This window comes from Microbacterium sp. CH1 (assembly GCF_001595495.1).
In the GTDB taxonomy this organism is placed as follows: Bacteria; Actinomycetota; Actinomycetes; order Actinomycetales; family Microbacteriaceae; genus Microbacterium.
Genome location: NZ_LOSO01000011.1, coordinates 764,651 through 791,112, shown reverse-complemented (window position 1 = coordinate 791,112; position 26,462 = coordinate 764,651). Strand labels below are relative to the sequence as shown.

Below are 26,462 nucleotides of genomic sequence, written 5' to 3'. Positions count from 1 at the left end.
TCGCATCCCCCACTTTTCCGTTCGCCACGACCCACGAGGATGTGACATGGCTTCTGCCGCGCCCGCCCATACCCGCACCGAGACCGATTCGCTGGGGAGCATGGAGATTCCCGCCGACGCGTACTGGGGGATCCACACCGCCCGCGCCGACGCGAACTTCCCGATCACGAAGCGCCCCATCTCGGTCTACCCCGAACTGGTGATCGCCCTCGCGATGGTGAAGCAGGCCAGCGCCAGGGCCAACAAGGAGATCGGCGTCCTCGACGCCGAGCGGGCCGACCTCATCGACCGCGCGGCACAGCGCGTCATCGACGGCGAGTTCCACGACCAGTTCACGGTCGGCGTCATCCAGGGCGGCGCCGGCACGTCGACGAACATGAACGCGAACGAGGTCATCACCAACATCGCGCTGGAGATGGCCGGACGCGAGAAGGGCGACTACGCCTTCCTCTCTCCGATCGACCACACGAACCGCAGCCAGTCGACCAACGACGTCTACCCGACCGCGGTCAAGATCGGCCTCTCGCTGACGCTGCGCTCGCTGCTCGACGAGCTGGACGCCCTGCGCGTGGCCTTCCTCGGCAAGGCGGGGGAGTTCCACGACATCCTCAAGGTCGGCCGCACCCAGCTCCAGGACGCCGTGCCCATGACGCTCGGTCAGGAGTTCCACGGCTTCGCCACGACCCTGGGCGAGGACCACAGCCGCCTCACCGAGAACGCCTCCCTCATGTTCGAGATCAACATGGGCGCGACCGCGATCGGCACCGGCATCACGACCCACCCCGACTACGCGCCCGCCGTGCTGAAGCACCTGCGCGAGATCACCGGACTCGACCTGGAGACGGCGACCGACCTCGTCGAGTCCACGAGCGACACGGGCGCCTTCATGTCGTTCTCCTCGTCGCTCAAGCGGAACGCCATCAAGCTCTCGAAGATCTGCAACGACCTGCGCCTGCTGTCGTCGGGTCCGCAGGCGGGCCTCGGCGAGATCAACCTGCCCGCACGCCAGGCCGGCTCCAGCATCATGCCGGGCAAGGTCAACCCGGTGATCCCGGAGGTCGTGAACCAGGTGGCGTTCGCGGTCGTCGGCGCCGACATGACCGTGACCATGGCCGTCGAGGGCGGTCAGCTCCAGCTCAACGCCTTCGAGCCCGTCATCGCGCACTCGATCTTCCAGTCGATCACCTGGATGCGTCAGGCCATGTGGACGCTGCGCGTGAACTGCGTCGAGGGCATCACCGCCAACCGCGACCGTCTGGGCGCGATGGTCGGCGCGTCGGTCGGCGTCATCACGGCGCTCACGCCCTTCATCGGCTACGCGGCGGCCGCCGCCCTGGCCAAGACGGCCCTACTGACCAACCGCAACGTCGCCGACCTGGTGGTCGAGGCCGGACTCATGTCCCGCGACGAGGTCACCAAGCAGCTGTCTCCCGCCCGTCTGTCGGGCCTGGAGGCGGTCACGGCGGCCATCCCGATCGTCACCCCCGACGACCTCATCCAGATCTGAGCGTCGACCGGATACGCGAAGGGGACGGGAGCTCGCAGCTCCCGTCCCCTTCGTCGCGTCCGGGTCAGTCGAGGATGCGGCAGTGCGTCGTGAGCTCGCCGATGCCGTCGATGCCGACCGTGACGGTCGAGCGGTCGCGGAGGAAGATCTGCGGGTCGCGCGAGTAGCCGGCGCCGCCGGGGCTGCCCGTGGAGATCAGGGTGCCGGGGAGCAGGGTGAGCGACTGGGAGAGGTGGGCGATGAGCTTCGCCACCGAGCGCACCATCTGGTCGGTGCTGGCGTCCTGCACGGTGTGTCCGTCCACCACGGTCCAGATGTGGAGGTCCTGCGGGTCGGCGATCTCGTCGGCGGTCACCGCGAAGGGCCCGGTGGGGGTGAAGCCGTCGAACGACTTGCAGCGGGACCACTGCGCCTCGGAGAACTGGATGTTCCGCGCCGTGATGTCGTTGACCACCGTGTAGCCCCACACGTGCGTCAGGGCGTCCGCCTCCGGCACGTCCTTCGCGGGGGTGCCGATGAGCACGCCCAGCTCGGCCTCGTAGTCGACGGCCTCGCTGAGGCTCCGGGGCCAGGACGTGGTCTGGTCGTGACCGGTCAGCGAGTTCGGCCACAGCGTGAACACGGTCGGCGCGGCGTCGGTCTTGAGTCCAAGCTCGCTGGAGTGCGCGGCGTAGTTGAGACCGACGGCGAGCACGGCCGGCGGCGCGATCACGGCGGAGGCGAACCCCCAGCCGGTCAGCGGGTGGCGCGGGGCCGTGCTGTCGCGCAGGGCGGCGCGGAGCTCGTCGAGTCCGGCGTCTCCTCGCTCGATCAGCTGCTGCAGGGTGGCAGGCGCGTCGGACAGGAGATCGGAGACGAGGATGGCGTCCGAGCCCTCCACCACGGCGAGAACCGCCTGGGAGGAGTCTGGACGGCGCAGGTGAGCGAACCGCATGGTTCTACGCTACCGGGTGTGTGCGGCCGGTCGGGTGGAGGAAGCCCCCAGAGCCCGGCGCGGATGCTTGTGCCCCATAAGCTTTGAGCATGACCTTCGGAGGACCGTCCGACCCCCAGCAGCCCGCCCGGTACACGCCGCCGTCCGCGCCGCCCGCGCAGCCGAGTGCGTACTCCGCCGCGCAGTACGCACAGTCGCCGTATCTGCCGCCGTCGTTCGGACAGCAGCCGGGCTATGCGTCGGCCCTCGCGCAGCCGACGCCCTACACGCCACCGGCTCCCGTCGCGCCGTCGCCCGCCGAGTCGCTGCCGGCTCTCCCGGTGCCGAACAAGAAGGGCCGGACGATCTCGCTGTGGCTGTTCGGCTTCCTCGGGTTCCTCCTCCTGGCGCTCATCGGCTACTTCGGCTGGGCGCTCGGACCGACCGCCTCGGTGATCGGGCTCGTCCTGGCGTTGATCCCGCTCACGATCGTCTTCCTCGGGGTGCGCATGATCGACCGGTGGGAGCCGGAGCCCAAGCGTCTCGTGGCGTTCGCCATCGCCTGGGGTGCCGTGGCCGCGGTCGGCCTCACGCTCCTCGTCGACATCGGCCTCACGATGCTGTTCGACATCCGCTCCGAGGAGTTCTCCGCGGTGATCCAGGCGCCCATCGTCGAGGAGTTCTGGAAGGGCCTCGGGGTCTTCCTCATCTTCCTGCTGGCGCGACGATCCTTCGACGGTCCGATCGACGGCGTCGTCTACGGGGCGCTCGTCGGCGCGGGCTTCGCGTTCACCGAGAACATCCAGTACTTCGCCATCAGCCTGATCGAAGGCGGCGGCGAGCAGCTCGGCGTCACCTTCATCGTGCGGGCGGTGCTCTCGCCGTTCGCCCACGCGATGTTCACCTCGCTGACGGGGTTCGCGATCGGCCTCGTGGCGCGCCGGCACGCCTCCGCGGGAGCGGCCGCCGGCGCGGGCCTGGTCGGCATGGTCGGGGCGATCCTCCTGCACGGCCTGTGGAACGGGTCGGCGACCTTCGCCGACTTCTTCGGGCTCTACTTCACCCTGCAGGTGCCGCTGTTCATCGGCTTCATCCTCGGGATCGTCGCGCTGCGGCGAGAGGAGGCGCGGCTCACGCGGGCGCGCCTGGCCGAGTACGCGGCCGCCGGCTGGTTCACGCCGGAGGAGGTCACGATGCTCGCCACGCCCGCCGGGCGCAAGGTCGGGCTGGCGTGGGCGGCGCAGCTGCGCGGCGACCGCCGGCCGCTGATGCGTGAGTTCATCAAGGACGCGACGGCTCTGGCGGCGGTTCGCCAGCGGGCGATCACCGGCCGCGACCCGCTCGCGGTCGAGGACGAGCGTGCTCTGCTGATCCGCACGAGGGCGGCACGCGCCGCGCTGCTGGCCTACTGAGGGACCGCTCCGGACAGACTCAGCGCCCGGTGCTGCGGCGATGCCTGCATGTCTCCCGGGCGCTGAGTTGATCTGCCACCAGGGTGCACCCGGCCCCGGGGATGTGTCAAGGGTCTCCGCGACGGGCGGCCACGGCGGCTCGACGAGGTGTTCGCTGTGAGTAGGTGCGGTCGCGTTGACCGCGCGCGCGGCGGTCGGGTTGGATGGAGCCATGACTGATCGCACAAAGCCCGAGTTCGACGCCCCGACCGGCCCTGCCCCCGCAGAACTGGTCATCCGCGACATCATCGAGGGTGACGGTGCCGAGGCCAAGCCCGGCGACACCGTGACCGTCCACTACGCCGGCGTGGAGTTCGAGTCCGGCGAGGAGTTCGACTCGTCGTGGGGTCGCGGGGAGACCATCCAGTTCCCGCTCCGTGGCCTGATCCAGGGCTGGCAGGACGGCATCCCCGGCATGAAGGTCGGCGGCCGTCGCGAGCTGATCATCCCGCCGCACCTCGCGTACGGCCCGGCCGGGGGAGGGCACTTCCTCTCCGGCAAGACGCTGATCTTCATCATCGATCTCGTCGCTGTCGGCTGACATCCTCGTTCGGAAGCGCCCCGCACCCTGTGGTGCGGGGCGCTTTCGATGTCTCCGGACTTTCTGCTCGACACGGGAATACATGCGAATGAATGTATGTTGTCGGAAGGGTGCCGCGGACGATCGCGGTGCCATCCCTTCGCCGCCGCCGCGGCCGACGTCTCCTGAGGAGCAATCATGAGCAGCATCGACATCCCCGGTTACCGCCCCGGCACCTGGGTCCTCGACCCGTCCCACAGCGAGGTGACCTTCAGCGTCCGCCACATGATGATCTCGAAGGTGCGCGGCACCTTCGGCGTGAAGAGCGCGACGCTCGTGGCTCCGGAGAACCCGCTCGACGCCAAGGTCGAGGCCTCGGTCGACGTGACCTCCGTCGACACGAAGGACGAGGGCCGTGACCAGCACCTCCGTTCCGCCGACTTCTTCGACACCGAGAACTTCCCGACCATGGACTTCGTCTCGACCGGCGCGCGCGTCGAGGGTGGCGACTTCCTCGTGGACGGCGACCTCACCATCCGCGGCATCACCAAGCCCGTCACCTTCGAGCTCGACTTCGGCGGCTTCGGCAGCGACCCGTGGGGCAACTACAAGGCCGGTGCCTCCGCCAAGACGGTCATCAACCGCGAGGACTTCGGCCTCACCTGGAACGCCGCGCTGGAGACCGGCGGCGTACTCGTCGGCAAGGACGTCACGATCACGCTCGACCTCCAGGGTGCGCTGCAGCAGGACTGACGCGCGCGGACCTCTCCGAACCCCGGGCCCGTCAGGGCTCGGGGTTCTCTGCGTCGTAGGCGCGGAACCGCGGGTGCCGACGGGCGAGGAGGGCGACGAGCACGATCACGAGGATGCCGCCGAGCAGCGGGGGGAACCACAGCGACGTCAGCGTCGCGAGGGTCCCGGCGTAGAGGGCGCCGACGCGGGGGCCGCCGGTCACCACGACGACGAAGAGCCCCTGCAGGCGTCCGCGCATGGCGTCCGGTACCGCGGCCTGCATCATGGTGTTCCGATAGATCGAGCTGATGTTGTCCGAGGCGCCGGAGAGCGCGAGCGCCACGCACGCGGCGACGATGAGCAGGACGTGCGGCCGGTCCTCGCCGGCGGGCGTCGCGGAGAAGGCGCCGATCAGGAGGACGACGCCGAACAGGGCGATCGCGGCGCCGTAGGCCTCGATGGCACGGGCGATCCCACGACCGTGCCACCGGTACTGCACCACGCGGCCGGAGAACAGGCTCGAGGAGAAGGTGCCGACGGCGACCGCCGCCGTGAGGATGCCGGTCGTGAACGCCCCGCCGCCGAGGATCACGGTGCCCAGCGCCGGGAAGAGCACGAGCGGCTGCCCGAAGGTCATCGCGATGATGTCCATGACGTACTGCATCCGGATGTTGCCCGCCCGGCGGAGGAAGCGCCAGCCGTCGACGAGTGAGGCGAGGCCGGGGCGCACGGTTTCGCCTTCGGGGCGCAGGGCGGGGAGGGTCCACAGTCCGAGGAACATCGACAGCATGAGCACGACGTCGATCGTGTACGTCCAGCCGTACCCGGTGAGGGCCACGAGGAGTCCGGCCAGCGCGGGGCCGGCCATGACCGTGAGTCCGAACGCGACGCCGTTGAGCGCGGACGCGGCGGCGAGCATGCGGCGGGGGATGAGTCGGGGGACGATCGCCGTCCGGGTGGCCATGCCGACGGAGTTCGCCGCCGAGTTCACGATGCTCAGCGCGTACAGCCACCAGATCGTCTCCGTCCCCGTCCACGTGAGCGCGGCGAGGAGCGCGGTGGAGGCGAACGTCACGGTGGCCGCGATCAGCGCGACCCGACGGCGGTCGAACGCGTCGGCGAGCATGCCGCCGTACAGGCCGGCGAGGATCATCGGGAGGAGACCGGCGACGGCGATCATCGAGACGGCGAACGTGCTCTCGGTCAGTTCGAACACGTGCAGCATCACGGTCACGATGGTGAGCTGACCGCCGATGCCGGCGAGCGTCGAGCCGATCCACATCCGGGCGAAGGCCGGGCTCGCCTTCAGCGGGGTGAGGTCGATCAGATGGCCGCGTCGGGAGCTCACAGGGCGATCTTCTTCTGCACATCCCGAGCCTAGTTGACCGGTGCGCCTCGCTCCGGACCCCGTGTCCCGCCGTGGTCGTTCGGGCTGGTAGACTCGTCAGGTTGCCGTTCGATCGGCCGCGGATAAAGAGAGCTCACGCATCAGGCGTCGGGCGCCGCGCAACAAGCAGAGAGGGGATCGAATCTATGGCACTGGAAGCAGACGTCAAGAAGGCGATCATCGAAGAGTACGCGACGCACCCCGGTGACACCGGATCCCCCGAGGTGCAGGCCGCGATGCTGACGCAGCGCATCAAGGACCTCACCGAGCACCTGAAGGAGCACAAGCACGACCACCACTCGCGTCGTGGTCTGTTCCTGCTCGTGGGTCAGCGCCGTCGTCTGCTCGGCTACCTCCAGAGCGTCGACATCGAGCGGTACCGCTCGCTGATCGCACGCCTTGGTCTTCGCCGATAAGGCACCACGGACCCAGCGTTCAATCGCGCAGAACATTCTTGAGAAGGCCGCCCCACGGTGTGGGGCGGCCTTCGTCATGTCCTGGCGGTGGGATCTGCTCAGGCGGTCGCCTGCACCAGGTCGGGGTGGTGGATGGCCGCCACGTCGGGGTGTGCGCGCAGCCGGGACTTCATGGCGTTCTCGCCGTAGGTCGCGTGGATCGGATTGCTCGGGTCCTCGGTGACCCCGGTCGCCTCGGCGGCGAGGTCGGCGGGGAGCTCGAGCAGCGGGAGCTGTTGATCGAGCGCCGGATTGAAGAAGAACGGGATCGAGATGCGCTCTTCCGGTGCTCGCGGCGAGATCACCCGGTGGTTCGTCGCCTTGAGGTAGCCGCCGGTGGCGTACTCGAGCAGCTCGCCGATGTTGACGACGAAGGCGCCGGGAACCGGGGGAGCCGACACCCACTCGCCGTCACGCTCGACCTGGAGCCCGCCCTTGCCGGGCTCGACCCAGAGCAGCGTCAGCACCCCGGAGTCCTTGTGCGCGCCGACGCCCTGCTGCGGTTCCGGCTCGTTCGTGCCCGGGTACCGCACGATCTTGATGAGGGTCGACGGATCGCGGAACGTCTCGTCGAAGTAGGTCTCCTCGGCCCCGAGAGTGAGGGCCCAGGCGCGCAGGAGCTTGCGGGCGATCTCCGTCAGAGCGTCGTGCCACTCGGTGACGACCTGCTTCAGCTCGGGCTGGGCGGCCGGCCAGAGGTTGGGGCCGATGAGGCGGTTGAAGGCGGGGCCACCGTCCACCGGCTCGCGCTCGGGGCCGATGTCGATCTGCTCGCGCCAGTCGACCTTGCCCTGCGTCCGTTCCCCGCCGATCCGGGTGTAGCCGCGGAAGTGCGGGCTGTTGACGTTCTCGATCGCGAGCTTGTCCTCCTCCGGCAGGGCGAAGAAGTCGAGGGCCGCCTGGTGCAGCCGCGCCTCGAGTTCCGGCGAGATCCCGGTGCCGGTGAGGTAGAAGAAGCCGACGTCGTGAGTGGCCGCGCGGAGGTCGTCGCGGAAGCGCGCCGCGGCCTCGGGGCCGTCGTCGAGCTGGGACAGGTCGAGGATGGGGAGCGAGAGTTCAGCCATGGACCGAGGCTATGTCGGGGATGTGGCCGGAGGACGCTCTGTTGCACTCCATTACCTCCGGCGGCGGTGTCGGGGCCGCGCCGGTCGCGGTGCTAGAGTCTCGGTGGTAAGGGATGCCTTACCTCAGTCGTCAGTCAGAGAGTGTCTCCCGTGCTCGCCACCTTCCTCATCGGACTCCGCGAGGGTCTCGAAGCCGCGCTCGTCGTCGGCATCCTCGTCGCCTACCTCCGCCGTCTCGGTCGCCGGGACGCGCTGCCGAAGATGTGGGCCGGGGTCGGTCTCGCGATCGCCCTCGCTCTGGGCATCGGCGCGATCCTGACCTTCGGGGCCTACGAACTGACCTTCCAGGCCCAGGAGCTGATCGGCGGCGGGTTGTCCCTCGTCGCGGTGGCGATGGTGACGTGGATGATCTTCTGGATGCAGCGCGCCGGCCGCACCATGAAGGCGACTCTGGAGGGCGGCATCGATCGCGCGCTGACGGTGGGTGGTCTCTGGGCGCTCATCGCGACCGGCTTCGTCTCCGTCGCCCGCGAGGGGATCGAGACCACGCTGCTGCTGTGGTCGATGGTGCAGTCCTTCGGCGACGCCCCCTCGGCCCTCGTCGGCGCGCTCCTGGGACTCTCCGTGGCCGTCGTGCTCGGCTGGCTCATCTCCCGCGGGGCGCTGCGCCTGGACCTGCGGCGCTTCTTCGCCTGGACGGGCGGCTTCCTCGTGATCGTCGCCGCCGGCGTCCTCGCCTACGCGCTGATGGATCTGCAGGAGGCGGGCGCGCTTCCCGGCCCGTTCACCGCCGCCGCTCCGCTCGACCCGGTCACCGGCGCCGTCGCCGTGGGCGCGGCCGGCTTCCCGTTCGGCTGGGCGTTCGACGTGTCGGCGGCGATCGCTCCCGGCGGCGCGCTGGCCTCCGTCCTGCAGGCCACGGTCGGCTTCATGCCCGCCATGACCTGGCTGCAGGTGATCACCTGGGGCCTCTACATCCTCGTCGTGGGCGGGCTCTACCTCCGCGGCCTTCGCTCGGCACGCCCTTCGACGCGCGGCGCCTCCGCCGCCACACCGACGTCCTCCCTCACACAGCAAGGAGCAGCATGATCACCTCGCACCGGGTCCTCGCCGCGGCAGCCGCCGCGGGTACCGCCGTCCTCCTCCTCAGCGGCTGCGTCGCGAAGAGCGATGCCCAGGCGACGGCGGCGTTCGACGTCTCATCCACCGCCACGGACTGCGCCGTCTCCGCGTCCACCGCGAAGAGCGGGACGCTGACGTTCGATGTGACGAACGACACCGACCAGGTCTCCGAGTTCTACCTGCTGGCCGAGGACGGACTGCGAATCGTCGGCGAGGTCGAGAACATCGCCCCGGCCGCGTCCCGCACCCTCACGGTGGTCGCCCAGCCGGGCGAGTACTTCACGCTCTGCAAGCCGGGCATGGTCGGCGACGGTGTCGGCCGGGCGTCGTTCACGGTGACCGGAGACCGCGTGGCGGTGGACGGCCCCGACGCTGAGCAGAAGCAGAAGGCCGTCGATCTCTACGGGGCGTTCGTGAAGGATCAGGTCGGGCAGCTCGTGCCGGCCGTGGAAGACCTCGTGGCCGCCTACGAGTCCGGCGACGACGAGACCGCCCGCACGCTCTTCCCGCAGACGAGGGCGTTCTACGAGCGCATCGAGCCCGTCGCCGAGGCGCTCGGAGACCTCGATCCGCGGATCGACTACCGAGAGGTCGATGCGGTGGCGGAGGGTCTGGACTGGACCGGCTTCCACCGCATCGAGAAGGACCTCTGGGTGCCGGCGAAGGACGCGCTGAACGCCGACGGAGAGACCCCGGCATGGCAGGACTGGGCGCCGTCCACGCCCGCGGAGCGCGCCGATTACGGCGACCTGCTCCTGGCCGACGTGCAGGAGCTGTACGACTACGTGCACTCGGACGACTTCACCACCGCGCTGGACGACCAGGGGATCGGCGGCATCTCGAACGGCGCGATCGCGCTGCTCGACGAGGTGGCCACCGGCAAGATCTCCGGCGAGGAGGACTGGTGGTCCGGCACGGATCTCTTCGACTTCGCCGCGAACGTCGAGGGCTCCAAGATGGCCTTCTCGCTGGTGCAGGACTTCGCCGCGGCGCAGGGCGACGACGGCGAGGCCCTCGTCTCCGAGATCGAGACCGGATACACCGCCCTCGAGGAGTCCCTCGCCGCGCACGGCTCGCTCGCCGAGGGCTTCGTGGGGTACGGCGAGCTGACCGAAGCCGACAAGCGCGAGTTCACCGACCTCATCAACGCACTCGCCGAGCCGCTCTCGCAGCTCACCGGCACGGTGCTCGACTGACGGCGGCACACGGAGGAGCACGGACGTGAACGAGTCGGAATCCGTCGCCCGGGAGACTCCGGCGGCCCCGCCGTCGGAGCCCTCCGGCGGCGGTCTCAGCCGCCGCGGGCTGCTCGGGCTGGCCGTCGGCGGTGGCGTCGCCGGCCTGGCCGTCGGGCTGGGGGCCGGCACGGCCGGAGGCATGGCGCTCGGGCGTGCGCGCGCCGCCGAGGACGCCGAGTCGCGGTACGAGTTCTTCGGCGCGCACCAGGCCGGCATCACGACGCCGGTGCAGGACCACCTGCACTTCGCGAGCTTCGACATGATGCCCCGCACCGATCGGGACGACCTCATCTCCCTGTTGCAAGACTGGTCGTACGCCGCGGCGCGGATGACGCAGGGGCTGGAGGTGAGTGCGAGCGGCGCGGTGAACGGTCCCGCCGAAGCGCCCCCGGATGACACGGGGGAGGCGCTGGGGCTTCCCGCCGCGGGCCTGACCCTCACGTTCGGGTTCGGGCCGGGGCTGTTCGAGAACGAGGACGGCGATCGCTACGGTCTCGCCGCTCGGCGCCCGCCCGGCCTCGAACGCCTCCCCGCCTTCCTCGGGGACGACCTCGATCCCGCGGCGTCGCACGGCGACCTGTGCATCCAGGCCTGTGCCGACGACCCCCAGGTCGCGGTACACGCGATCCGCAACCTCAGCCGCATCGCATTCGGGCGGGCCCGTCTGCGCTGGTCGCAGCTCGGATTCGGCAAGACCTCGCGCACGACGGCGAGCCAGGCCACGCCCCGGAACCTCTTCGGCTTCAAGGACGGCACGGCCAACATCCTCGCCGACGACACCGCGGCGCTCGCCGAGCACGTCTGGGTCGCCGAGGGTGACGAGCCGTCCTGGATGGCCGGCGGTTCGTATCTGGTCGCCCGGAAGATCGCCATGCTCATCGAGACCTGGGACCGGGTGCGCCTGGCCGAGCAGGACTCGATCATCGGACGGGACAAGGGGGTCGGGGCACCGCTCTCCGGAGGCGATGAGTTCACGGCCCCCGACTTCCGCGGCACGGAGATCGATGCGAACAGTCACGTCCGGCTCGCGCATCCGGAGCAGAACGACGGCATCCGCATCCTGCGCCGCGGGTACAACTACGTCGACGGCAACAACGCCCTGGGGCGCCTGGACGCCGGGCTGTTCTTCCTGTCCTACCAGCGTGATCCCGCCCAGTTCATCAGCCTGCAGCGCCGCCTGTCGACCGACCGTCTCAACGAGTACATCCGTCACGTGGGCTCGGGCATCTGGGCCATCCCGCCGGGAGCGCGACCGGGTTCGTACGTGGGGGCGGAGCTGTTCGCCTGAGCAGGACTCAGCCGGCGGCGACGTCTTCGAGGACGGCGACGGCGTCCGCGGCGAACGCATCCGCTCCGGCGTGATCGTGAGCGGTCACCGTCACCACCGCGTCGCCGAGGAACAGCAGCAGCTGGCCGTGGGCTCCGTGCAGCCGCCACGCCCGCCCCGGACCCTGCCAGCCCGCGAGCGCATAGCGGTCGTAGCCCGGGTTGACGCCCGCGACGACGCCGTCCTCGTGCATGGCGTCGATCCACTCCGCGGCGACGAGTCGACCTCCCTGCCAGGAGCCGCGATCACGGATGAGCAGTCCCAGGCGCGCGACCTCCTCGGTGCGGAGCGGCAGGCCGCCACCCGCCTCGATGCGTCCGTTCGGGCAGCGGGACCACGTCACGTCGTCGATGCCGAGCGGGGCGAAGAGGCGCGCCGAGAGGTAGTCGCCGACGTCGCCCACGCGGGTCGCGAGGGCGGTCATCGCGGTGTAGGTGCTCGCGTTGGAGTACTGGAACACCCGCCCGCGCGACGGCCGTCGCAGGAACTCGCGGGCCAGATCCGGCCAGTCCGTCATCAGCGTCTCGGACCACGGCAGGTCGATGCCGCTCGACATCGACAGCAGATGACGCAGGGTGACGTGAGCGACGCCCTCGCCGAGTTCGTGCTCCGGCAGGAGGGTGGCGACGGGGTCGTCCAGGCGGATCAGTCCGTCATCGGCGGCGAGGGCGGCGGCCAAGACGCAGACGCCCTTCGCGATCGAGTGCACGTCCTCACGGACATCGGGCGTCCAGCGGTGATCCGCGGTGTCGTCGCCGATGCACACGTGGAGCCCGTGCGCGGCGAACCCCTGGGAGTCGGCGATGGCGACGAGCCGATCCCGGACCTCGGACGCGGGGTGGGCGCCTGTCATCGCGGACGTCGGGAGCCGGTCGGATCGTTGCGGCGACCTTCCCGCGACGCGAGCTCGGGATCGGCGAACAGCCACCGCGGCCGCGGCTCCACGAGCGGACGGAACACCCGCCGCACGGGCGTGGTCGCGAGCAGCAGTGCGAGGACCACCGAGAGCGCCGTGACCGCAGGGAGCCAGAACCAGGTCGGCTCGAGGTCGCGCAGCACGCCGCTCTCGCGGAACGGGTAGAGCACGAAGGAGTGTAGGAGGTAGACGTACATCGTGTACTGACCGAATGTGGTCCACCAGTACGCCCCGCGGGGGATGAGGGCGAAGAAGGCGGCGCACAGCACGACCGCGAGCAGCATGAGCAGGATGCGGATGCCGCCGGCCCACCACTGGTCGCCGACGAGGTCGACGTAGGAGTCCTCGTAGAACAGCCAGTGCCGCAGGTCGACCGCCTGCCACAGCGGCAGCCAGTTCCACGCGGCCCATCCGGCCGTGCCGAGGACGACGAGCGCGAGGACGCGGCTCCACCACGGGCGGACGTCGAGGAGACGGAGGCGGTCGACGACGTTCTTCTCCCGGAGCCACCAGCCCAGGGTGAAGAACGGCAGCAGGCCCAGGGTCCGGGAGAGCGAGAACGTGCTGTCGACGTTCGGCAGGTAGCCGGCGCCGATGGAGATCACGATCGTCCACAGCAGCGGCCAGCGTAGCAGCGCGAGGTAGGGGAGGACGAGACGGAAGATCCCGAGCGCGAGCAGGAACCAGAGCGTCCAGCTGGGCTGCGTCGGGTTCGGGGTGGTCTCTCCCTCCACGAGCCACTTGGTGAGCGTCCAGAGCGCCTCGAAGATGACGTAGGGGAGGATGATGTCGGTGATGACGCGGGCCATCTGCGTCCGGGTGGGAGAGCCCGACTTGGAGAAGTAGCCGGAGATGATGGCGAACGCCGGCATGTGGAACGCGTACAGCGCCAGGTAGAAGGCGAAGGCGATGTCCGAGTCGTAGCTGAGGCGCTGGATGGCATGGCCCAGCACGACGAGGACGATGCAGGCGTAGCGGGCGTTGTCCCAGAAGGGCACGCGTCGGCGTTTACGGGCGGGCCCTGTGTGGGGCCGCGTCGTCCCGACTCCGGTGGTGCTCATTCTCCGAGGCTACCGGCCGGGAATAAAGTTGCCCTGCACGCGTTGACCCAATTACATTCAAATGAATAGAACTGGATGTGGAGCATCCGATTCGGAGAACACGGAGCAATCATGAGCGAGCAGTCAGGCGCGCAGGCGATGCAGTTCGGCATCATGTCGGTCAGCGACATCACCCGCGACCCCACCACGGGAGTCACCCCCAGCGAGCAGGAGCGGATCAAGGAGACGCTGGCCATCGCCACGCATGCCGAGGAGGTGGGCCTCGACGTCTTCGCCATCGGCGAGCACCACAACCCGCCCTTCTGGTCGTCGAGCCCCACGACGTTCCTCGCCGCGCTCGCCGCCCAGACGGAGCGCCTCATCGTCTCGACCTCGACGACGCTGATCACGACGAACGACCCGGTCCGCATCGCCGAGGAGTACGCGATGCTGCAGCACGTCTCGGACGGCCGCATGGACCTCATGCTGGGCCGCGGCAACACCGGCCCGGTGTACCCGTGGTTCGGGCAGGACATCCGTCAGGGCCTCCCGCTCGCGATCGAGAACTACGCGCTGCTGCACAAGCTGTGGCGCGAGGACGTCGTCGACTGGGAGGGCAAGTTCCGCACGCCGCTGCAGGGCTTCACCTCCACGCCCCGTCCGCTCGACGGCATCGCCCCGTTCGTGTGGCACGGTTCGATCCGCACCCCGGAGATCGCGGAGCAGGCCGCGTACTACGGCGACGGCTTCTTCGCGAACAACATCTTCTGGCCGAAGGAGCACTACCAGCGGCTCATCGAGCTGTACCGTCAGCGCTTCGAGCACTACGGCCACGGCACGCGCGAGCAGGCGATCGTCGGTCTCGGCGGCCAGGTGTTCATGGCCGCGAAGTCGCAGGACGCGGTGAACCAGTTCCGCCCGTACTTCGACAACGCGCCCGTCTACGGTCACGGCCCCAGCATGGAGGACTTCACCGAGATGACCCCGCTGACCGTGGGGTCGCCGCAGCAGGTGATCGACCGGTACGCGGCGATGCGCGAGCACTACGGCGACTACCAGCGCCAGCTGTTCCTCATCGACCACGCGGGTCTGCCGCTGAAGACGGTCCTCGAGCAGCTCGACATCCTCGGCGCCGAGGTCGTGCCGGTGCTCCGCAAGGAGCTCGCGAAGGGCCGCCCGTCGACGGTGCCCGACGCGCCGACCCACGCCGCGCGCGTGCAGGCGACGTACGGCGACGGGCCCACCCGGCAGGCGCGTCCCGGCGCGAACCGCGGCGACAACCTCACCGGGGACTCGCCCTACCAGGACACGCCGGCGCCCGCCGGTGCCGCATTCGGACTCGGCCGGAAGGAGGCCTGACATGACCACGCGTCGCATCGCCGTCGTTTCGGCGGGGCTGTCGAACCCGTCGTCCACCCGGATGCTCGCCGACCGTCTGGCCGCGGAGACCGTGAAGGCGCTCGCGGAGCGCGACATCGAGGCCACCGTCGACGTGATCGAGCTGCGTGACCACGCGCACGACATCACGAACAACATGCTGACCGGCTTCGCGCCTCCCGCACTCGAGACCGCGATCAACACCGTCGTCTCGGCCGACGCCCTCATCGCGGTCACCCCGATCTTCTCGACGAGCTACTCGGGCTTGTTCAAGTCGTTCATCGACGTGCTCGACCCGGACGCGCTCACCGGGAAGCCGGTGCTGATCGGAGCGAACGCGGGAACGCCGCGGCACTCCCTCGCCATCGACTACGCGATCCGACCGCTGTTCGCCTACCTGCATGCCGAGGCCGTCTCCACGGGCGTCTTCGCGGCGTCGAGCGACTGGGGCGGCGCGGGAGACGACGTCGCGCCGCTGGCGAAGCGGGTCGAGAAGGGAGCGAGGGAACTCGCCGAGGCGGTCGCGCGCCGGGACGCCGCCGCCGTCGTCGACCCGTACGACCCCGCCACCTACCTGGGTGAGGGACGCTCCTTCGGTCACATGCTCGGCGGTCTCGCCGGGGAGTGAGTCACGCATGACGCCATCGACGAAGTCCGAGGGACGTCGTGCGATGGCGTCATGCCCGCGCACCGGCGTGAGCCTCGCGATCCAGTCGGGAGACCGCAGCTGCTCCACGAAGGACCCCGACACGCTCACCTAGGCGGGAGGCGATCCAGGACATCTCCAGTCGTACTCGGTCTCCGGCCGGCCCCGCGTGCCGTAGCGTGCAGCCCGTGTCAGCACGCGCTCGGCGACCAGGTGCTCGAGGTACCGGCGCACCGCGACCCTCGACATGCCCAGTCGCTCGGCCGCCTCGCGTGCCGACAGGGGGCCACCAGCGCGCAACACTGCGACGACTCGGTCCAAGGAGGTCGTCGAGAGCCCCTTCGGCAGCGCGATCGCGCCTGTGGTGCGGCCGAGCAGCGCGTCGATCTCCGCTTGTGTGGCCTCGCCTTCAGTGGACCGCGCCTGCTCTCGGTACGCGCGGTACTGTTCCATCCGCTCGCGGAAAACGCTGAACGGGAACGGCTTCACGAGGTAGTGGAACACCCCGAGGGCCGCCATCTGCCGCACCGACTCGGCGTCGCGCATGCTGGTGATCGCGATCACGTCCAGGGCGGCGGAGCGTCCTCGGAGTGCGCGAAGCACGTCGATACCTGAGCCATCCGGCATCGTGATGTCGAGCAGCATGAGTTCGAATGCGTCGGGTCGATCGAGCACGGCCGTCATCGCGGCGCGAGCGCCCGTGCATTCGCCGGTGACCTCGAAACCGTCGAGACGGGCCAGGTAGTCGCGGTGCAGTTCGAGAGTGAGTGGATCGTCGTCGACGATGAGCGTGTGTATCATCGTCGCCGCCCGTGCTGATCTCGCGCAGCGGGGAGGACGACACGGAAAGTGGTCGGAGCGTCTGTCACCGTCACCGATCCACCCGCCCCGCTTACCACCGAGCGCACGAGTGCCAGGCCGATGCCACGCTCCTGCGCACCGGCGGGCTTCGTGGAGAAGCCCTGGTCGAACATCCGCTCGCGCACGGCCGCCGCGATCCGGGGACCGCTGTCGGAGACCTCCAGCACGACTCCGTGGCCCTCGTGTGGACGGAGCGAAACTCGCACCCAGCGGTCCTGCGAGTTCGCCGCGGCATCCATGGCGTTGTCCACCAGATTGCCGAGCACGGACACGGAATCCACGGTCGACAGGGTCGTGCGTGGGGTGTCCGGCTCGATATGCACCCGCCAATCGATGCCGCGTTCCCTGGCCTGAGAGGCCTTCCCGAGGAGGAGCGCTCCGACGGCCGGATCGCCGTGGCGTCGCGCGGTGACCTGGTCGACGAGGGACTGGCTCTGACGGGACGTCTCCGTGAGGATCTCGATCGCCTCGTCACGGCGTCCGAGTTCGAGCAGAGCCACCGCGGCGTGCATCCTGTTCCCGTGTTCGTGCGTCTGCGCCCGCAGCGCTTCCCCCAGAGTGCGGATCGATTCGTACGACGACACGGCGTCGCGCAGCTGGCCGGGCGGGAGGTCGCCGGCGATTCGGCGGGTCACGCGGCGAGCGATGATCGCGCCACCGGCACCGAGGGCGACGAGGGCGATCGTGATGCCGAGCGTGAGAGGCAGGCGGCGGATCAGCGTGTCGCTGATGGACTCGGTCGTCACCCCTGCGGCGACCCAGCCGATCATGTCGTCATCCGGCGCGGTGACCGGGACGATGGTCCGTACCGATGGTCCTAGGGTGCCGGTGAACTCCTCCGTGAGCGTGCGCGGCGACGCGGGGATCGTGCCCAGGTAGGTTCCGCCGATCTGGTCGGCGTCGGGGTGGGTGATCCGCGTGCCGTCCGGAGTCATCACGGTGATGAAGTCGAGCCCCGCACCGGCGACGACGGTCAGCGCGTAGGGCTCGAGCGCCCGCGTGGCTGCCGCGCGGTCTTCTGAGCTCAGCCCCTCGATCACGTCCGGGGAGGCGGCGAGCGAGACGGCAGTGGTGGCCGTGACCCGTTCCGCCTCGGCGCGGATCGATCGTTGCGCCTCCAGCACCAGGAAGCCCGCGACGAGGATGCCGATCACGACGGCGACGACCAGCAGCACCGCGAACACACGGGAGGCGGTGCTGCGGGTGCGGGAGGGGCGCGCCATCGCTTCCTCCGATCGTCGATGCTCAGATGCCGTGACCAATACGACCACAACTCGCCCCGACGCGGGAAGTCGAGGACCGTGAACTCTGATCGGCGGCGAAGCAGCCGCCCACCGGACGATGACGTCGATGATCGAGGAGGACGCGATGGCGCTCACAACAGGATTCTCACTGCCGAAGTTCAACTGGCGACGAGGGAAGCAATCGTGGGACCGGCACACCTGGCTGTATGTGTCGGTGCTCCTGGCGGTCGTGCTCGGTGCGGTCGCCGGTCTCGTCTGGCCCGAGGCCGGACAAGCTTTCGAGCCGTTGGGCAAGGGATTCGTTGCCCTGATCAAGATGATGATCGCCCCGATCATCTTCTGCACGATCGTGGTCGGTGTGGGGTCGATCGCCAAGGCGGCCACCGTCGGCAAGATCGGCGGACTCGCGCTGCTGTACTTCATGGTCATGTCGACCTTCGCCCTCGCGATCGGTCTCGTGGTGGGCAACATCATCCACCCCGGGTCCGGACTCGACATGGCCTCATCGACGTATGATGCGGTCGAGGCGGAGGCCAAGACGACACAGGAGTTCATCCTCGGCATCATCCCGACCACATTCTTCTCGGCGTTCACGGGAGAAAGCGTGCTGCAGGTGCTGTTGATCGCGCTCCTCGTCGGTTTCGCCCTCCAGGGGCTCGGCGACCGTGGCGCCACGATCATGGAGGCGGTCAAGCAGCTCCAGAGGCTCGTCTTCCGCATCCTCGGCATGATCCTGTGGCTGGCGCCGCTCGGTGCCTTCGGCGCGATCGCCGCCGTGGTCGGCAAGACCGGCATCGCCGCGATCTGGAGCCTGGGCACGCTGATGGTCGCCTTCTACATCACCTGCGTCCTGTTCATCGTCGTGATTCTCGGGGTGCTGCTGTGGGCCGTCGCGCGGGTGAACATCTTCGCGCTCATGAAGTACCTCGCCAGGGAGTACCTGCTCATCGTCGGAACGTCGTCTTCGGAGTCTGCACTGCCCCGTCTGATCGCGAAGATGGAGTTCGTCGGCGTCTCCAAGCCGGTCGTGGGCATCACCGTTCCGACCGGGTACTCGTTCAACCTCGACGGCACGGCCATCTACCTGACCATGGCCTCGCTGTTCATCGCCACAGGCATGGGCCAGCCGATGACGATCGGCGAGCAGATCGGTCTCCTCGTGTTCATGATCATCGCGAGCAAGGGAGCGGCCGGGGTCACCGGAGCAGGTCTCGCCACCCTCGCCGGCGGCCTTCAGGCTTACCGCCCCGACCTGGTCGATGGCGTCGGTGTGATCGTGGGCATCGATCGGTTCATGTCTGAGGGGCGAGCGCTTACAAACTTCACCGGTAACGCGGTCGCGACCGTGTTGATCGGCACGTGGACGAAGCAGATCGATCGTGGACGTGTGCGACGCGTGCTCAGCGGCGAGCTGCCCTTCGACGAGTCCCTGCTCGACGGCGTCGATGCGCACGGACCCGCGGGCAGCGGGAAGGACGCGGACATGCAGGAGCTGCGGGAAGCAGCCGTCGCCGAGATGACGGCGAAGGAGGAGCGGGCTCGACTCCGCGGCGACCGTCGTTGACACGCACGTGCGGGATGCGGGAGCCCGGCCGAGCCGGCTCCCGCATCCTCACGGTCAACCGCTCTTGCGTCGGAACTCGCGCCGCGTCTGCGGGGCGTGGGCGGCGTGCACGGCGGAATCGCCGTCGAGGTGAGCCTCGCCCTGCCGGTGGTGCGCGTTCTTCTTCTCGAGCGCTTCCTTGAACTTGCGCTTCATGTCCTCGGAGGAGGAGCCGGCGCCTTCTTCGGTGCTCATGCTCCCGAGCCTAGAGCACGGCCGGACGTGCGGCGAGGGTCACCGCTCCCGTCCCCGTGTGAGTCGGTCGAGCCCGAGCCCCAGGGCGACGGCGAGTGCCACCGATACCGGGACGGCGACGAGAGGGCCCCCGGGCAGTACTGCGGCGACCATCGCTCCGACGGCGGCCTGGTAGCCCGCCCACCCGAGCGCGGCCAGGGTCACGAGTACCAGGTAGCGAGGCGGATGAATGCGGGAGGCGCCCGCCACGAGGTTCACGGCGAGCCGGGCGAACGGCACGAAGCGCGCGGTGAACAGCACCGTGGCCGTGCCGTGGTCCAGCCGGTCGCGTGCCCAGGCGAGGGCCTGCCGGACGCGGCGCCCTCGCATCCAGCCCCAGCGCTCGGTGCCGACGACGCGGCCGATCAGATAGCAACAGGCGTCGCCGAGCACCGCTGCCCCCGCAGCGCAGAGCACCACCGCCCAGAGCGCGGGCGTTCCGGTGGTCACCGCCACGGCGCCGAGGGCGGTCACGGCGATCTCTCCCGGAACGACCACGAAGAACGCGTCACCGAGCACGAGCAGGCTCATCGCGGCCAGGCTCCAGGGGCCGGCGAGGACGTCGGCGATCAGGTCTGTCGGCACGGGCGTCACTCTGCCCCGGGGCGGTGAACGGGAACCAACGCGCGGATAACCGGTGACCCGTGATCCAGCATCCGGTGAACATCCGGTGCCCGACCCCGATTCCCCTCGGCGGGGACGGGGAGCGCGGCCATCCTGAAGGGGTGAGAGTCGCGATCGTCACCGAGTCCTTCCTTCCGCACATGAACGGTGTGACCGGATCCGTGATGCAGATCCTTCGTCACCTGGAGCGCCGAGGGCATGACGCCTGTGTGCTCGCTCCGGCCGCGATCGGAATCCCGGCAGAGCTGCACGGCGCGCCCGTCACCGCGATTCCCAGCGTCCCGCTCCCGGGATACCGGGACGTCCGCGTAGGCGCGGCGACGGCTCGAAGGATCGGCACGGAGCTCGACCGCTTCCGTCCCGACGTCGTCCACCTGGCGTCGCCGTTCGCGCTCGGGTGGCGGGGCCTGCTCGCCGCGGAACGCGGAGGTGTCGGGACGGTCGCGGCGTACCAGACCGACGTGGCCGCGTACACGGAGAGATACCGCGTCGCGGCAACGACCGGGATCGCCCATGCCCACATCGCCCGACTGCACCGCAGGGCGACACTCACGCTCGCGCCGTCCACCGAGTCGGCACAGCAGCTGAGCCGGCTCGGCATCGACCGCATCCGGTCCTGGGGGCGGGGTGTGGACGCCGAGCTCTTCCACCCCTCGCGGCGCAGCGGCGCGCTCCGGGCCGAGTGGGGAGCCGAGATCGTCATCGGCTATGTCGGACGCCTCGCCCCCGAGAAGCAGGTGGAGGATCTCGCCGCGCTGCACGGCATTCCCGGCACGCGTCTCGTCATCGTCGGAGACGGCCCCCGGAGGGAGCGGCTGCAGGAGCAGCTTCCCGACGCCCTCTTCCTCGGGCGGCTCGACGGGGAGGTGCTCGCGGCGGCGCTGGCCTCCTTCGACGTCTTCGTGCATCCGGGGGAGAGCGAGACCTTCGGGCAGACACTCCAGGAGGCCCATGCGAGCGGTGTCCCCGTGGTCGCCACAGGCAGAGGGGGCCCGCTCGACCTCGTCCGGCCCGGCGTCGACGGGTGGCTGTACCGACCAGGAGACCTCGCAGACCTCCGCCGTCGCGTGACCGAGCTCGCCGGAGACGAGCGCCGGCGTCGGGCGTTCGGGGAGGCGGGCTGGAGCGCGGTGCAGGGCCGGAGCTGGGCGCACCTCGGAGATCAGCTCCTGGATCACTTCGAGGAGGCACAGACGCTGCACGTCGTGGACCGTCGTCTGCGCGCTCGCCGCCTCGTCCGGCCGGAGCCGGCCCCGCACGCCCCCGCGCGCCGCTGGCGGCGGATCGTCGCCCTCGGCGACTCGGTGACCGAGGGGCTCTGCGATCCCGGACCCGATGGGGCGCTCCGCGGGTGGGCGGACCGGCTCGCGCTGCTCCTCGCCGCGCGGGGAGGCCTCCACTACGCGAACCTCGCGATCCGGTCGAAGCGCGTGGCCGACGTATGCGGACCGCAGCTGGAGCGGGCGCGCGAACTCCGCCCCGACCTGGTCACCGTCCTGGTGGGTGCCAACGATCTCGTGAGGCACCGCGTCGACGTGCCCGCGCTCGCCGCGAGCCTGGAGACCGCGGTACGGCGGCTGCGTGCGACCGGTGCCGACGTGATCCTGGTCACGCCGTTCCTGCCCGCCCGTCGCGCGGCGGCGCTGTACGCGCGGCGCTTCTCCGCCTTCGCCACGGCGCTCGCCGGGGTCGCTGCGCGGACCGGTGCGATCCTCATCGACACCGATCTGCTCCCGGCGCTGGGGGAGCGACAGCACTGGGGCGAGGACCTCGTGCATCTCGGCAGTCGGGGTCACCGCGTGCTCGCCTATCGCGTCGCGGAGGTGCTCGGGGTGCCGCACGCCGATGCGCTGGGAGCGCTGGATGCGGCGTTGCACGAGAACGAGCCGATCGGACGCGCGGCCTGGTGGCGGCAGTACGCGCTCCCGTGGGTGTGGCGACGACTGCACGGCCGCGCCGCGGGGGACGGGCGTCGGGCGAAGCACGACGACTACGTCTACCTCGGGCGCTCCACCGTGCCGCAGGATGCCAGCGTGGTCTGACCGGCGGGAAGCCTCAGCGTCGCCCCATCCCGTGGTAGGTCCAGCCGGCAGCCCGCCAGGCGTCGGCGTCCAGACAGTTCCGCCCGTCGATCACGATGCGGCCCCGCACGAGCCCGCCGGCGTGCTGGGGATGGAGCTCCCGGCGGTACTCGTCCCACTCCGTGACGACGACGACCGCATCCGCGTCCCGCAGCGCCTCGTCCCTGGACGAGGCGTACCCGAGTTGCGGATGCCGTGCGCGGGCGTTCTCGATCGCCGCGGGGTCGGTCACCACGACATCGGCGCCCAGTCCGCGCAGCCGCACGGCCACCTCCAGGGCGGGGGAGTCGCGGACGTCGTCGCTGAAGGGCTTGAAGGCCGCACCGAGGACGGCGATCCTCCGCCCGAAGACGAGGCCGCCGAGCGCATCCACCACGAGGCGCACCGCCCGATCCCGTCGGCGGAGGTTGATGGCGTCCACCTCGTGGAGGAACCCGACGGCCTCCCCGCGTCCGAGCTCCTGGGCGCGCGCCGCGAACGCGCGGATGTCCTTGGGCAGGCAGCCGCCCCCGAACCCGATCCCCGAGCCGAGGTAGCGGCGGCCGATGCGCGAGTCGTGTCCGAGTGCTTCGGCGAGGAGGGTGACGTCCGCTCCGGCCGCCTCGGCGATCTCGGCCATGGCGTTGATGAACGAGATCTTCGTCGCGAGGAACGCGTTGGCGGCACCCTTCACGAGCTCAGCGGTGGCGAGGTCGGTGACGAGGAAGGGCGCGCCCGCGTCGATCGCCGCGGCGTACACGCGGCGGAGCAGGTCGACGGCGGCGGCGCCCTGCGGGGTGTCCTCGGCGCCGACCACCAGACGGTCGGGGCGGAGGGTGTCGTGGACGGCCCAGCCCTCCCGGAGGAACTCGGGGTTCCAGGCGAGCATCGCGCCGGTCTGCGCGATCCGACGGGCGAGACGGGTGGCGGTGCCCACGGGGACCGTCGACTTCCCGGCCACCACCGCCCCCGGCCCCAGGTGCGGGAGCAGCCCGTCGATCGCCGCGTCGACGAAGCGGAGGTCGGCTGCGGGCCCGGAGGCGGACTGCGGGGTGCCGACCGCGAGGAAGTGCACCTCCGCCCCGGCAGCGGCCGCCGGATCCGCGGCGAAGCGCAACCGCCCTGACCGCACTCCCTCCTCGAGGAGCTCGGCGAGGCCCGGCTCGAAGAAGGGCGCGGCGCCCGCGGTGAGGTCGGCGACCTTGCCCTCGTCCACGTCGATCCCCACGACATCGTGACCGAGCGAGGCCATCGCCGCGGCGTGCACCGCTCCCAGATACCCGCATCCGATCACTGACATCCGCATGCGCTCAGCACAGCCGAGCCTTCTCTCGCTCCGGCGCACGCCGGGTGAACACCGGGTGACGGTCGGGTGTCGGGACCGGGTCGCGCGCGGAGCCCTCGGGTCTTCGGGCACACGCTGGTAGTGTGGTCGAGGGTGACCCCGGTCATCCGATAACTTCACATCGACTCATGGAGCGATCGGCGGAGAAGCTGGTCCCCTGTGGTGGGTTCCTCGGCGCAGGTCGGGTGGCTTTCTACTGGTGGCCAGCGCAGGCGAGATTCGCGGGAATGCCCGCGCGCCCGAACCCTTCCGTTCCGCTCCTTTGAACACGCTCGCGCGTCACACGGATTCGCGAGTCTAAACAAAGAAGGAGAGACCTCTTGGAAGGTCCTGAAATCACCGCCACCGAGGCCGTTCTCGACAACGGCCGCTTCGGCACCCGCACCATCCGCTTCGAGACCGGCCGCCTCGCGCAGCAGGCTCAGGGCGCCGTCGCCGCCTACCTGGACGGCGAGACCATGCTCCTGTCGGCCACGAGCGCGGGCAAGCACCCGCGTGAGGGCTTCGACTTCTTCCCCCTGACGGTCGACGTCGAGGAGCGCTCCTACGCCGCCGGCAAGATCCCCGGCTCGTTCTTCCGTCGTGAGGGTCGTCCCTCGACCGAGGCGATCCTGGTCTGCCGTCTGATCGACCGTCCGCTCCGCCCGTCGTTCGTCGACGGCCTGCGCAACGAGGTCCAGATCGTCATCACGGTCCTCTCGATCGCGCCGGGCGAGTTCTACGACGCCCTCGCGATCAACGCCGCGTCCGCGTCCACCCAAATCTCGGGTCTGCCGTTCTCGGGCCCCGTCGCCGGTGTGCGCCTCGCGTTCATCCCCGGTCACGGTCAGCACGAGGACCAGTGGGTCGCGTTCCCGACCGCCGAGCAGGTCTCCGAGGCCGTGTTCGACCTCATCGTCGCCGGCCGCGTGGTCACCAAGGCCGACGGCTCCGAGGACGTCGCGATCATGATGGTCGAGGCCGAGGCGACCGAGGGCAGCTGGAACCTGATCAAGGCCGGCGCCACCAAGCCCGACGAGACCATCGTGGCCCAGGGCCTCGAGGCCTCGAAGCCGTTCATCGCCCAGCTCGTCAAGGCCCAGGCCGAGCTCGCCGCCACCGCGTCGAAGGAGCCGGGCGTCTACCCGGTCTTCCCCGCGTACAGCGACGAGGTCTACGACTTCGTGTCCGAGCGCGCGTTCGCCGAGCTGAGCGACGTCTACCAGATCGCTGACAAGACCGAGCGCCAGAACGCCGACGACGCGATCAAGGACCGCGTCAAGGCCGAGCTCATCGAGGCCACCGAGGCGGGCTCGCTCCCGGCTGCGGCCCCGCTGGAGTTCTCCGCGGCGTACAAGTCCGTCACGAAGAAGATCGTGCGTGGTCGCATCCTCACCGAGGGCACCCGCATCGACGGCCGCGGGCTGGCGGACATCCGTCCGCTCGACGCCGAGGTGCAGGTCATCCCGCGCGTGCACGGCTCCGCGATCTTCCAGCGCGGCGAGACCCAGATCATGGGTGTCACCACGCTGAACATGCTCAAGATGGAGCAGCAGATCGACTCGCTGTCGCCCACGACGAGCAAGCGCTACATGCACCACTACAACTTCCCGCCCTACTCGACCGGTGAGACCGGCCGCGTTGGTTCGCCGAAGCGTCGCGAGATCGGGCACGGCTTCCTCGCCGAGCGCGCTCTGGTGCCGGTTCTGCCGAGCCGCGAGGAGTTCCCGTACGCGATCCGTCAGGTGTCCGAGGCGCTGAGCTCCAACGGCTCCACCTCGATGGGCTCCGTCTGCGCGTCGACCCTCTCGCTCCTCAACGCGGGTGTGCCGCTGCGCGCCCCCGTCGCCGGCATCGCGATGGGTCTCGTCTCCGACGAGGTCAACGGGGAGACCCGGTACGCGGCGCTGACCGACATCCTGGGTGCGGAGGACGCGCTCGGTGACATGGACTTCAAGGTCGCCGGCACGAGCGAGTTCGTCACCGCCATCCAGCTCGACACGAAGCTCGACGGCATCCCGTCGTCGGTGCTCGCGGGCGCGCTGACCCAGGCCAAGGACGCTCGTCTGACGATCCTCAACGTCCTGAACGCCGCGATCGACGCTCCCGACGAGATGGCGCCCACCGCGCCGCGCGTCATCAGCGTCCAGATCCCGGTCGACAAGATCGGCGAGCTGATCGGCCCGAAGGGCAAGACGATCAACGCGATCCAGGACGAGACCGGTGCGCAGATCTCCATCGAGGAGGACGGCACCGTCTACATCGGCGCGACCGACGGCCCCTCGGCCGAGGCCGCCCGTGCCCAGGTCAACGCGATCGCCAACCCGACCAACCCGGAGGTCGGCGAGCAGTTCCTCGGCACGGTCGTGAAGATCGCCACCTTCGGCGCCTTCATCTCGCTGCTGCCGGGCAAGGACGGTCTGCTGCACGTCACCGAGGTGCGCAAGCTCGCCGGTGGCAAGCGTGTGGAGAACGTCGAGGACGTGCTCTCCGTCGGCCAGAAGATCCTCGTGAAGATCACGAAGATCGACGACCGCGGCAAGCTGTCGCTCGAGCCCGTGCTCGACGACGCGCCCGCTGCGGACGAGACTCCGGCCGAGGACGCCGCCGAGTAAGACAACGGATGACACGGAACCCGGGTCTCTCCGTCGGAGAGGCCCGGGTTCCGTCGTCTGTGCCGTGATCGAAACGTTATGGGAAGTTTGCGCGCCGTTCCCCGGATTGGTCGGGACGTTCGCGCATGTCGCATACCCTCGAAGTACGCACCGGGGGGTGCCAGCGAAGCAGTGATGTCGATCGGCTCCGGCCGGTCACGGC

General features: G+C 69.8%; 23 protein-coding genes. 13 read left to right on the top strand and 10 right to left on the bottom strand.

Features of this window, described 5'->3' with window-relative positions; genetic code table 11:
• The first annotated feature begins 46 nt into the window (after window positions 1-46).
• The gene (locus AUV07_RS07250) at window positions 47-1,507 is read left to right on the top strand and encodes an aspartate ammonia-lyase (protein ID WP_025103193.1); all 1,461 of its coding nucleotides are present in this window, start codon (window positions 47-49) and stop codon (window positions 1,505-1,507) included.
• A gap of 64 nt (window positions 1,508-1,571) precedes the next feature.
• Here AUV07_RS07250 and AUV07_RS07245 read toward each other — a convergent pair whose 3' ends face one another.
• The gene (locus AUV07_RS07245; protein ID WP_025103194.1) at window positions 1,572-2,441 is read right to left on the bottom strand and encodes a fumarylacetoacetate hydrolase family protein; all 870 of its coding nucleotides are present in this window, start codon (window positions 2,439-2,441) and stop codon (window positions 1,572-1,574) included.
• A gap of 89 nt (window positions 2,442-2,530) precedes the next feature.
• Between AUV07_RS07245 and AUV07_RS07240 the strand changes: the two genes are divergently transcribed.
• From AUV07_RS07240 to AUV07_RS07230, 3 genes are all read left to right on the top strand, one after another.
• Window positions 2,531-3,832, top strand: coding sequence for a PrsW family intramembrane metalloprotease (locus tag AUV07_RS07240; protein WP_082802876.1), 1,302 nt, complete (start codon window positions 2,531-2,533; stop codon window positions 3,830-3,832).
• Between the two features lie 211 nt (window positions 3,833-4,043).
• Window positions 4,044-4,412, top strand: coding sequence for an FKBP-type peptidyl-prolyl cis-trans isomerase (locus AUV07_RS07235; RefSeq protein ID WP_025103196.1), 369 nt, complete (start codon window positions 4,044-4,046; stop codon window positions 4,410-4,412).
• 177 nt (window positions 4,413-4,589) lie between these two features.
• Window positions 4,590-5,144 (top strand): YceI family protein, encoded by a 555-nt coding sequence (locus AUV07_RS07230; RefSeq protein ID WP_025103197.1) that lies wholly within the window; start codon window positions 4,590-4,592, stop codon window positions 5,142-5,144.
• 31 nt (window positions 5,145-5,175) lie between these two features.
• Here AUV07_RS07230 and AUV07_RS07225 read toward each other — a convergent pair whose 3' ends face one another.
• Window positions 5,176-6,471, bottom strand: a complete 1,296-nt coding sequence (locus AUV07_RS07225; protein WP_062634931.1) for an MFS transporter — start codon at window positions 6,469-6,471, stop codon at window positions 5,176-5,178.
• 185 nt (window positions 6,472-6,656) lie between these two features.
• Between AUV07_RS07225 and rpsO the strand changes: the two genes are divergently transcribed.
• Window positions 6,657-6,926: a 30S ribosomal protein S15 gene (gene rpsO / locus AUV07_RS07220; protein ID WP_017203073.1), complete on the top strand. Its 270-nt coding sequence runs from the start codon at window positions 6,657-6,659 to the stop codon at window positions 6,924-6,926.
• 98 nt (window positions 6,927-7,024) lie between these two features.
• Here the strand turns inward: rpsO and AUV07_RS07215 are convergent, their stop codons facing one another.
• Complete coding sequence (locus AUV07_RS07215; protein ID WP_062634929.1) at window positions 7,025-8,029, bottom strand: isopenicillin N synthase family dioxygenase; 1,005 nt, start codon at window positions 8,027-8,029, stop codon at window positions 7,025-7,027.
• Between the two features lie 150 nt (window positions 8,030-8,179).
• Here AUV07_RS07215 and efeU point away from each other — a divergent pair, with 150 nt between their 5' ends.
• The 3 genes from efeU to efeB are packed head-to-tail and all read left to right on the top strand — an operon-like array spanning window position 8,180 to window position 11,677.
• The gene (efeU, locus tag AUV07_RS07210) at window positions 8,180-9,118 is read left to right on the top strand and encodes an iron uptake transporter permease EfeU (RefSeq protein WP_062635236.1); all 939 of its coding nucleotides are present in this window, start codon (window positions 8,180-8,182) and stop codon (window positions 9,116-9,118) included.
• Window positions 9,115-10,347 (top strand): iron uptake system protein EfeO, encoded by a 1,233-nt coding sequence (efeO, locus tag AUV07_RS07205; RefSeq protein ID WP_062634928.1) that lies wholly within the window; start codon window positions 9,115-9,117, stop codon window positions 10,345-10,347. The genes efeU and efeO overlap by 4 nt, the downstream gene beginning before the upstream one ends.
• Before the next feature lie 25 nt (window positions 10,348-10,372).
• Window positions 10,373-11,677: an iron uptake transporter deferrochelatase/peroxidase subunit gene (gene efeB, locus AUV07_RS07200; RefSeq protein ID WP_062634926.1), complete on the top strand. Its 1,305-nt coding sequence runs from the start codon at window positions 10,373-10,375 to the stop codon at window positions 11,675-11,677.
• Between the two features lie 7 nt (window positions 11,678-11,684).
• On the opposite strand, the gene AUV07_RS07195 is transcribed toward efeB, so the two are convergent.
• Both AUV07_RS07195 and AUV07_RS07190 read right to left on the bottom strand, forming a co-directional pair.
• A complete protein-coding gene (locus AUV07_RS07195; RefSeq protein ID WP_062634924.1) occupies window positions 11,685-12,569 on the bottom strand; it encodes a serine hydrolase domain-containing protein in 885 nt (294 codons plus the stop codon).
• A complete protein-coding gene (locus tag AUV07_RS07190) occupies window positions 12,566-13,693 on the bottom strand; it encodes an acyltransferase family protein (protein WP_062634922.1) in 1,128 nt (375 codons plus the stop codon). The genes AUV07_RS07195 and AUV07_RS07190 overlap by 4 nt, the downstream gene beginning before the upstream one ends.
• A gap of 111 nt (window positions 13,694-13,804) precedes the next feature.
• Between AUV07_RS07190 and AUV07_RS07185 the strand changes: the two genes are divergently transcribed.
• Entirely contained in the window at window positions 13,805-15,031 is a 1,227-nt protein-coding gene (locus tag AUV07_RS07185) for an LLM class flavin-dependent oxidoreductase (RefSeq protein ID WP_062634920.1), read from the top strand.
• Window position 15,032: 1 nt separating this feature from the next.
• On the top strand, window positions 15,033-15,677 hold the full coding sequence (locus AUV07_RS07180; RefSeq protein ID WP_025103206.1) for an FMN reductase: 645 nt from the start codon (window positions 15,033-15,035) through the stop codon (window positions 15,675-15,677).
• 129 nt (window positions 15,678-15,806) lie between these two features.
• Here AUV07_RS07180 and AUV07_RS07175 read toward each other — a convergent pair whose 3' ends face one another.
• On the bottom strand, window positions 15,807-16,496 hold the full coding sequence (locus AUV07_RS07175; protein ID WP_062634918.1) for a response regulator: 690 nt from the start codon (window positions 16,494-16,496) through the stop codon (window positions 15,807-15,809).
• Window positions 16,493-17,779, bottom strand: coding sequence for a sensor histidine kinase (locus AUV07_RS07170; RefSeq protein ID WP_062634916.1), 1,287 nt, complete (start codon window positions 17,777-17,779; stop codon window positions 16,493-16,495). Before AUV07_RS07170 ends, AUV07_RS07175 begins: the two co-directional genes overlap by 4 nt.
• Before the next feature lie 145 nt (window positions 17,780-17,924).
• Here AUV07_RS07170 and AUV07_RS07165 point away from each other — a divergent pair, with 145 nt between their 5' ends.
• Window positions 17,925-19,364: a cation:dicarboxylate symporter family transporter gene (locus AUV07_RS07165; protein ID WP_062635234.1), complete on the top strand. Its 1,440-nt coding sequence runs from the start codon at window positions 17,925-17,927 to the stop codon at window positions 19,362-19,364.
• Window positions 19,365-19,418: 54 nt separating this feature from the next.
• Here the strand turns inward: AUV07_RS07165 and AUV07_RS07160 are convergent, their stop codons facing one another.
• Window positions 19,419-19,598: a DUF5302 domain-containing protein gene (locus AUV07_RS07160; protein WP_025103207.1), complete on the bottom strand. Its 180-nt coding sequence runs from the start codon at window positions 19,596-19,598 to the stop codon at window positions 19,419-19,421.
• Window positions 19,599-19,637: 39 nt separating this feature from the next.
• Entirely contained in the window at window positions 19,638-20,222 is a 585-nt protein-coding gene (locus AUV07_RS07155; protein WP_231868211.1) for a DedA family protein, read from the bottom strand.
• Window positions 20,223-20,362: 140 nt separating this feature from the next.
• Between AUV07_RS07155 and AUV07_RS07150 the strand changes: the two genes are divergently transcribed.
• The gene (locus AUV07_RS07150) at window positions 20,363-22,303 is read left to right on the top strand and encodes a GDSL-type esterase/lipase family protein (protein ID WP_062635230.1); all 1,941 of its coding nucleotides are present in this window, start codon (window positions 20,363-20,365) and stop codon (window positions 22,301-22,303) included.
• 13 nt (window positions 22,304-22,316) lie between these two features.
• On the opposite strand, the gene AUV07_RS07145 is transcribed toward AUV07_RS07150, so the two are convergent.
• Complete coding sequence (locus tag AUV07_RS07145) at window positions 22,317-23,627, bottom strand: UDP-glucose dehydrogenase family protein (RefSeq protein WP_062634914.1); 1,311 nt, start codon at window positions 23,625-23,627, stop codon at window positions 22,317-22,319.
• A gap of 359 nt (window positions 23,628-23,986) precedes the next feature.
• Here AUV07_RS07145 and AUV07_RS07140 point away from each other — a divergent pair, with 359 nt between their 5' ends.
• Window positions 23,987-26,260, top strand: coding sequence for a polyribonucleotide nucleotidyltransferase (locus tag AUV07_RS07140; protein ID WP_062634912.1), 2,274 nt, complete (start codon window positions 23,987-23,989; stop codon window positions 26,258-26,260).
• Window positions 26,261-26,462 lie beyond the last annotated feature (202 nt).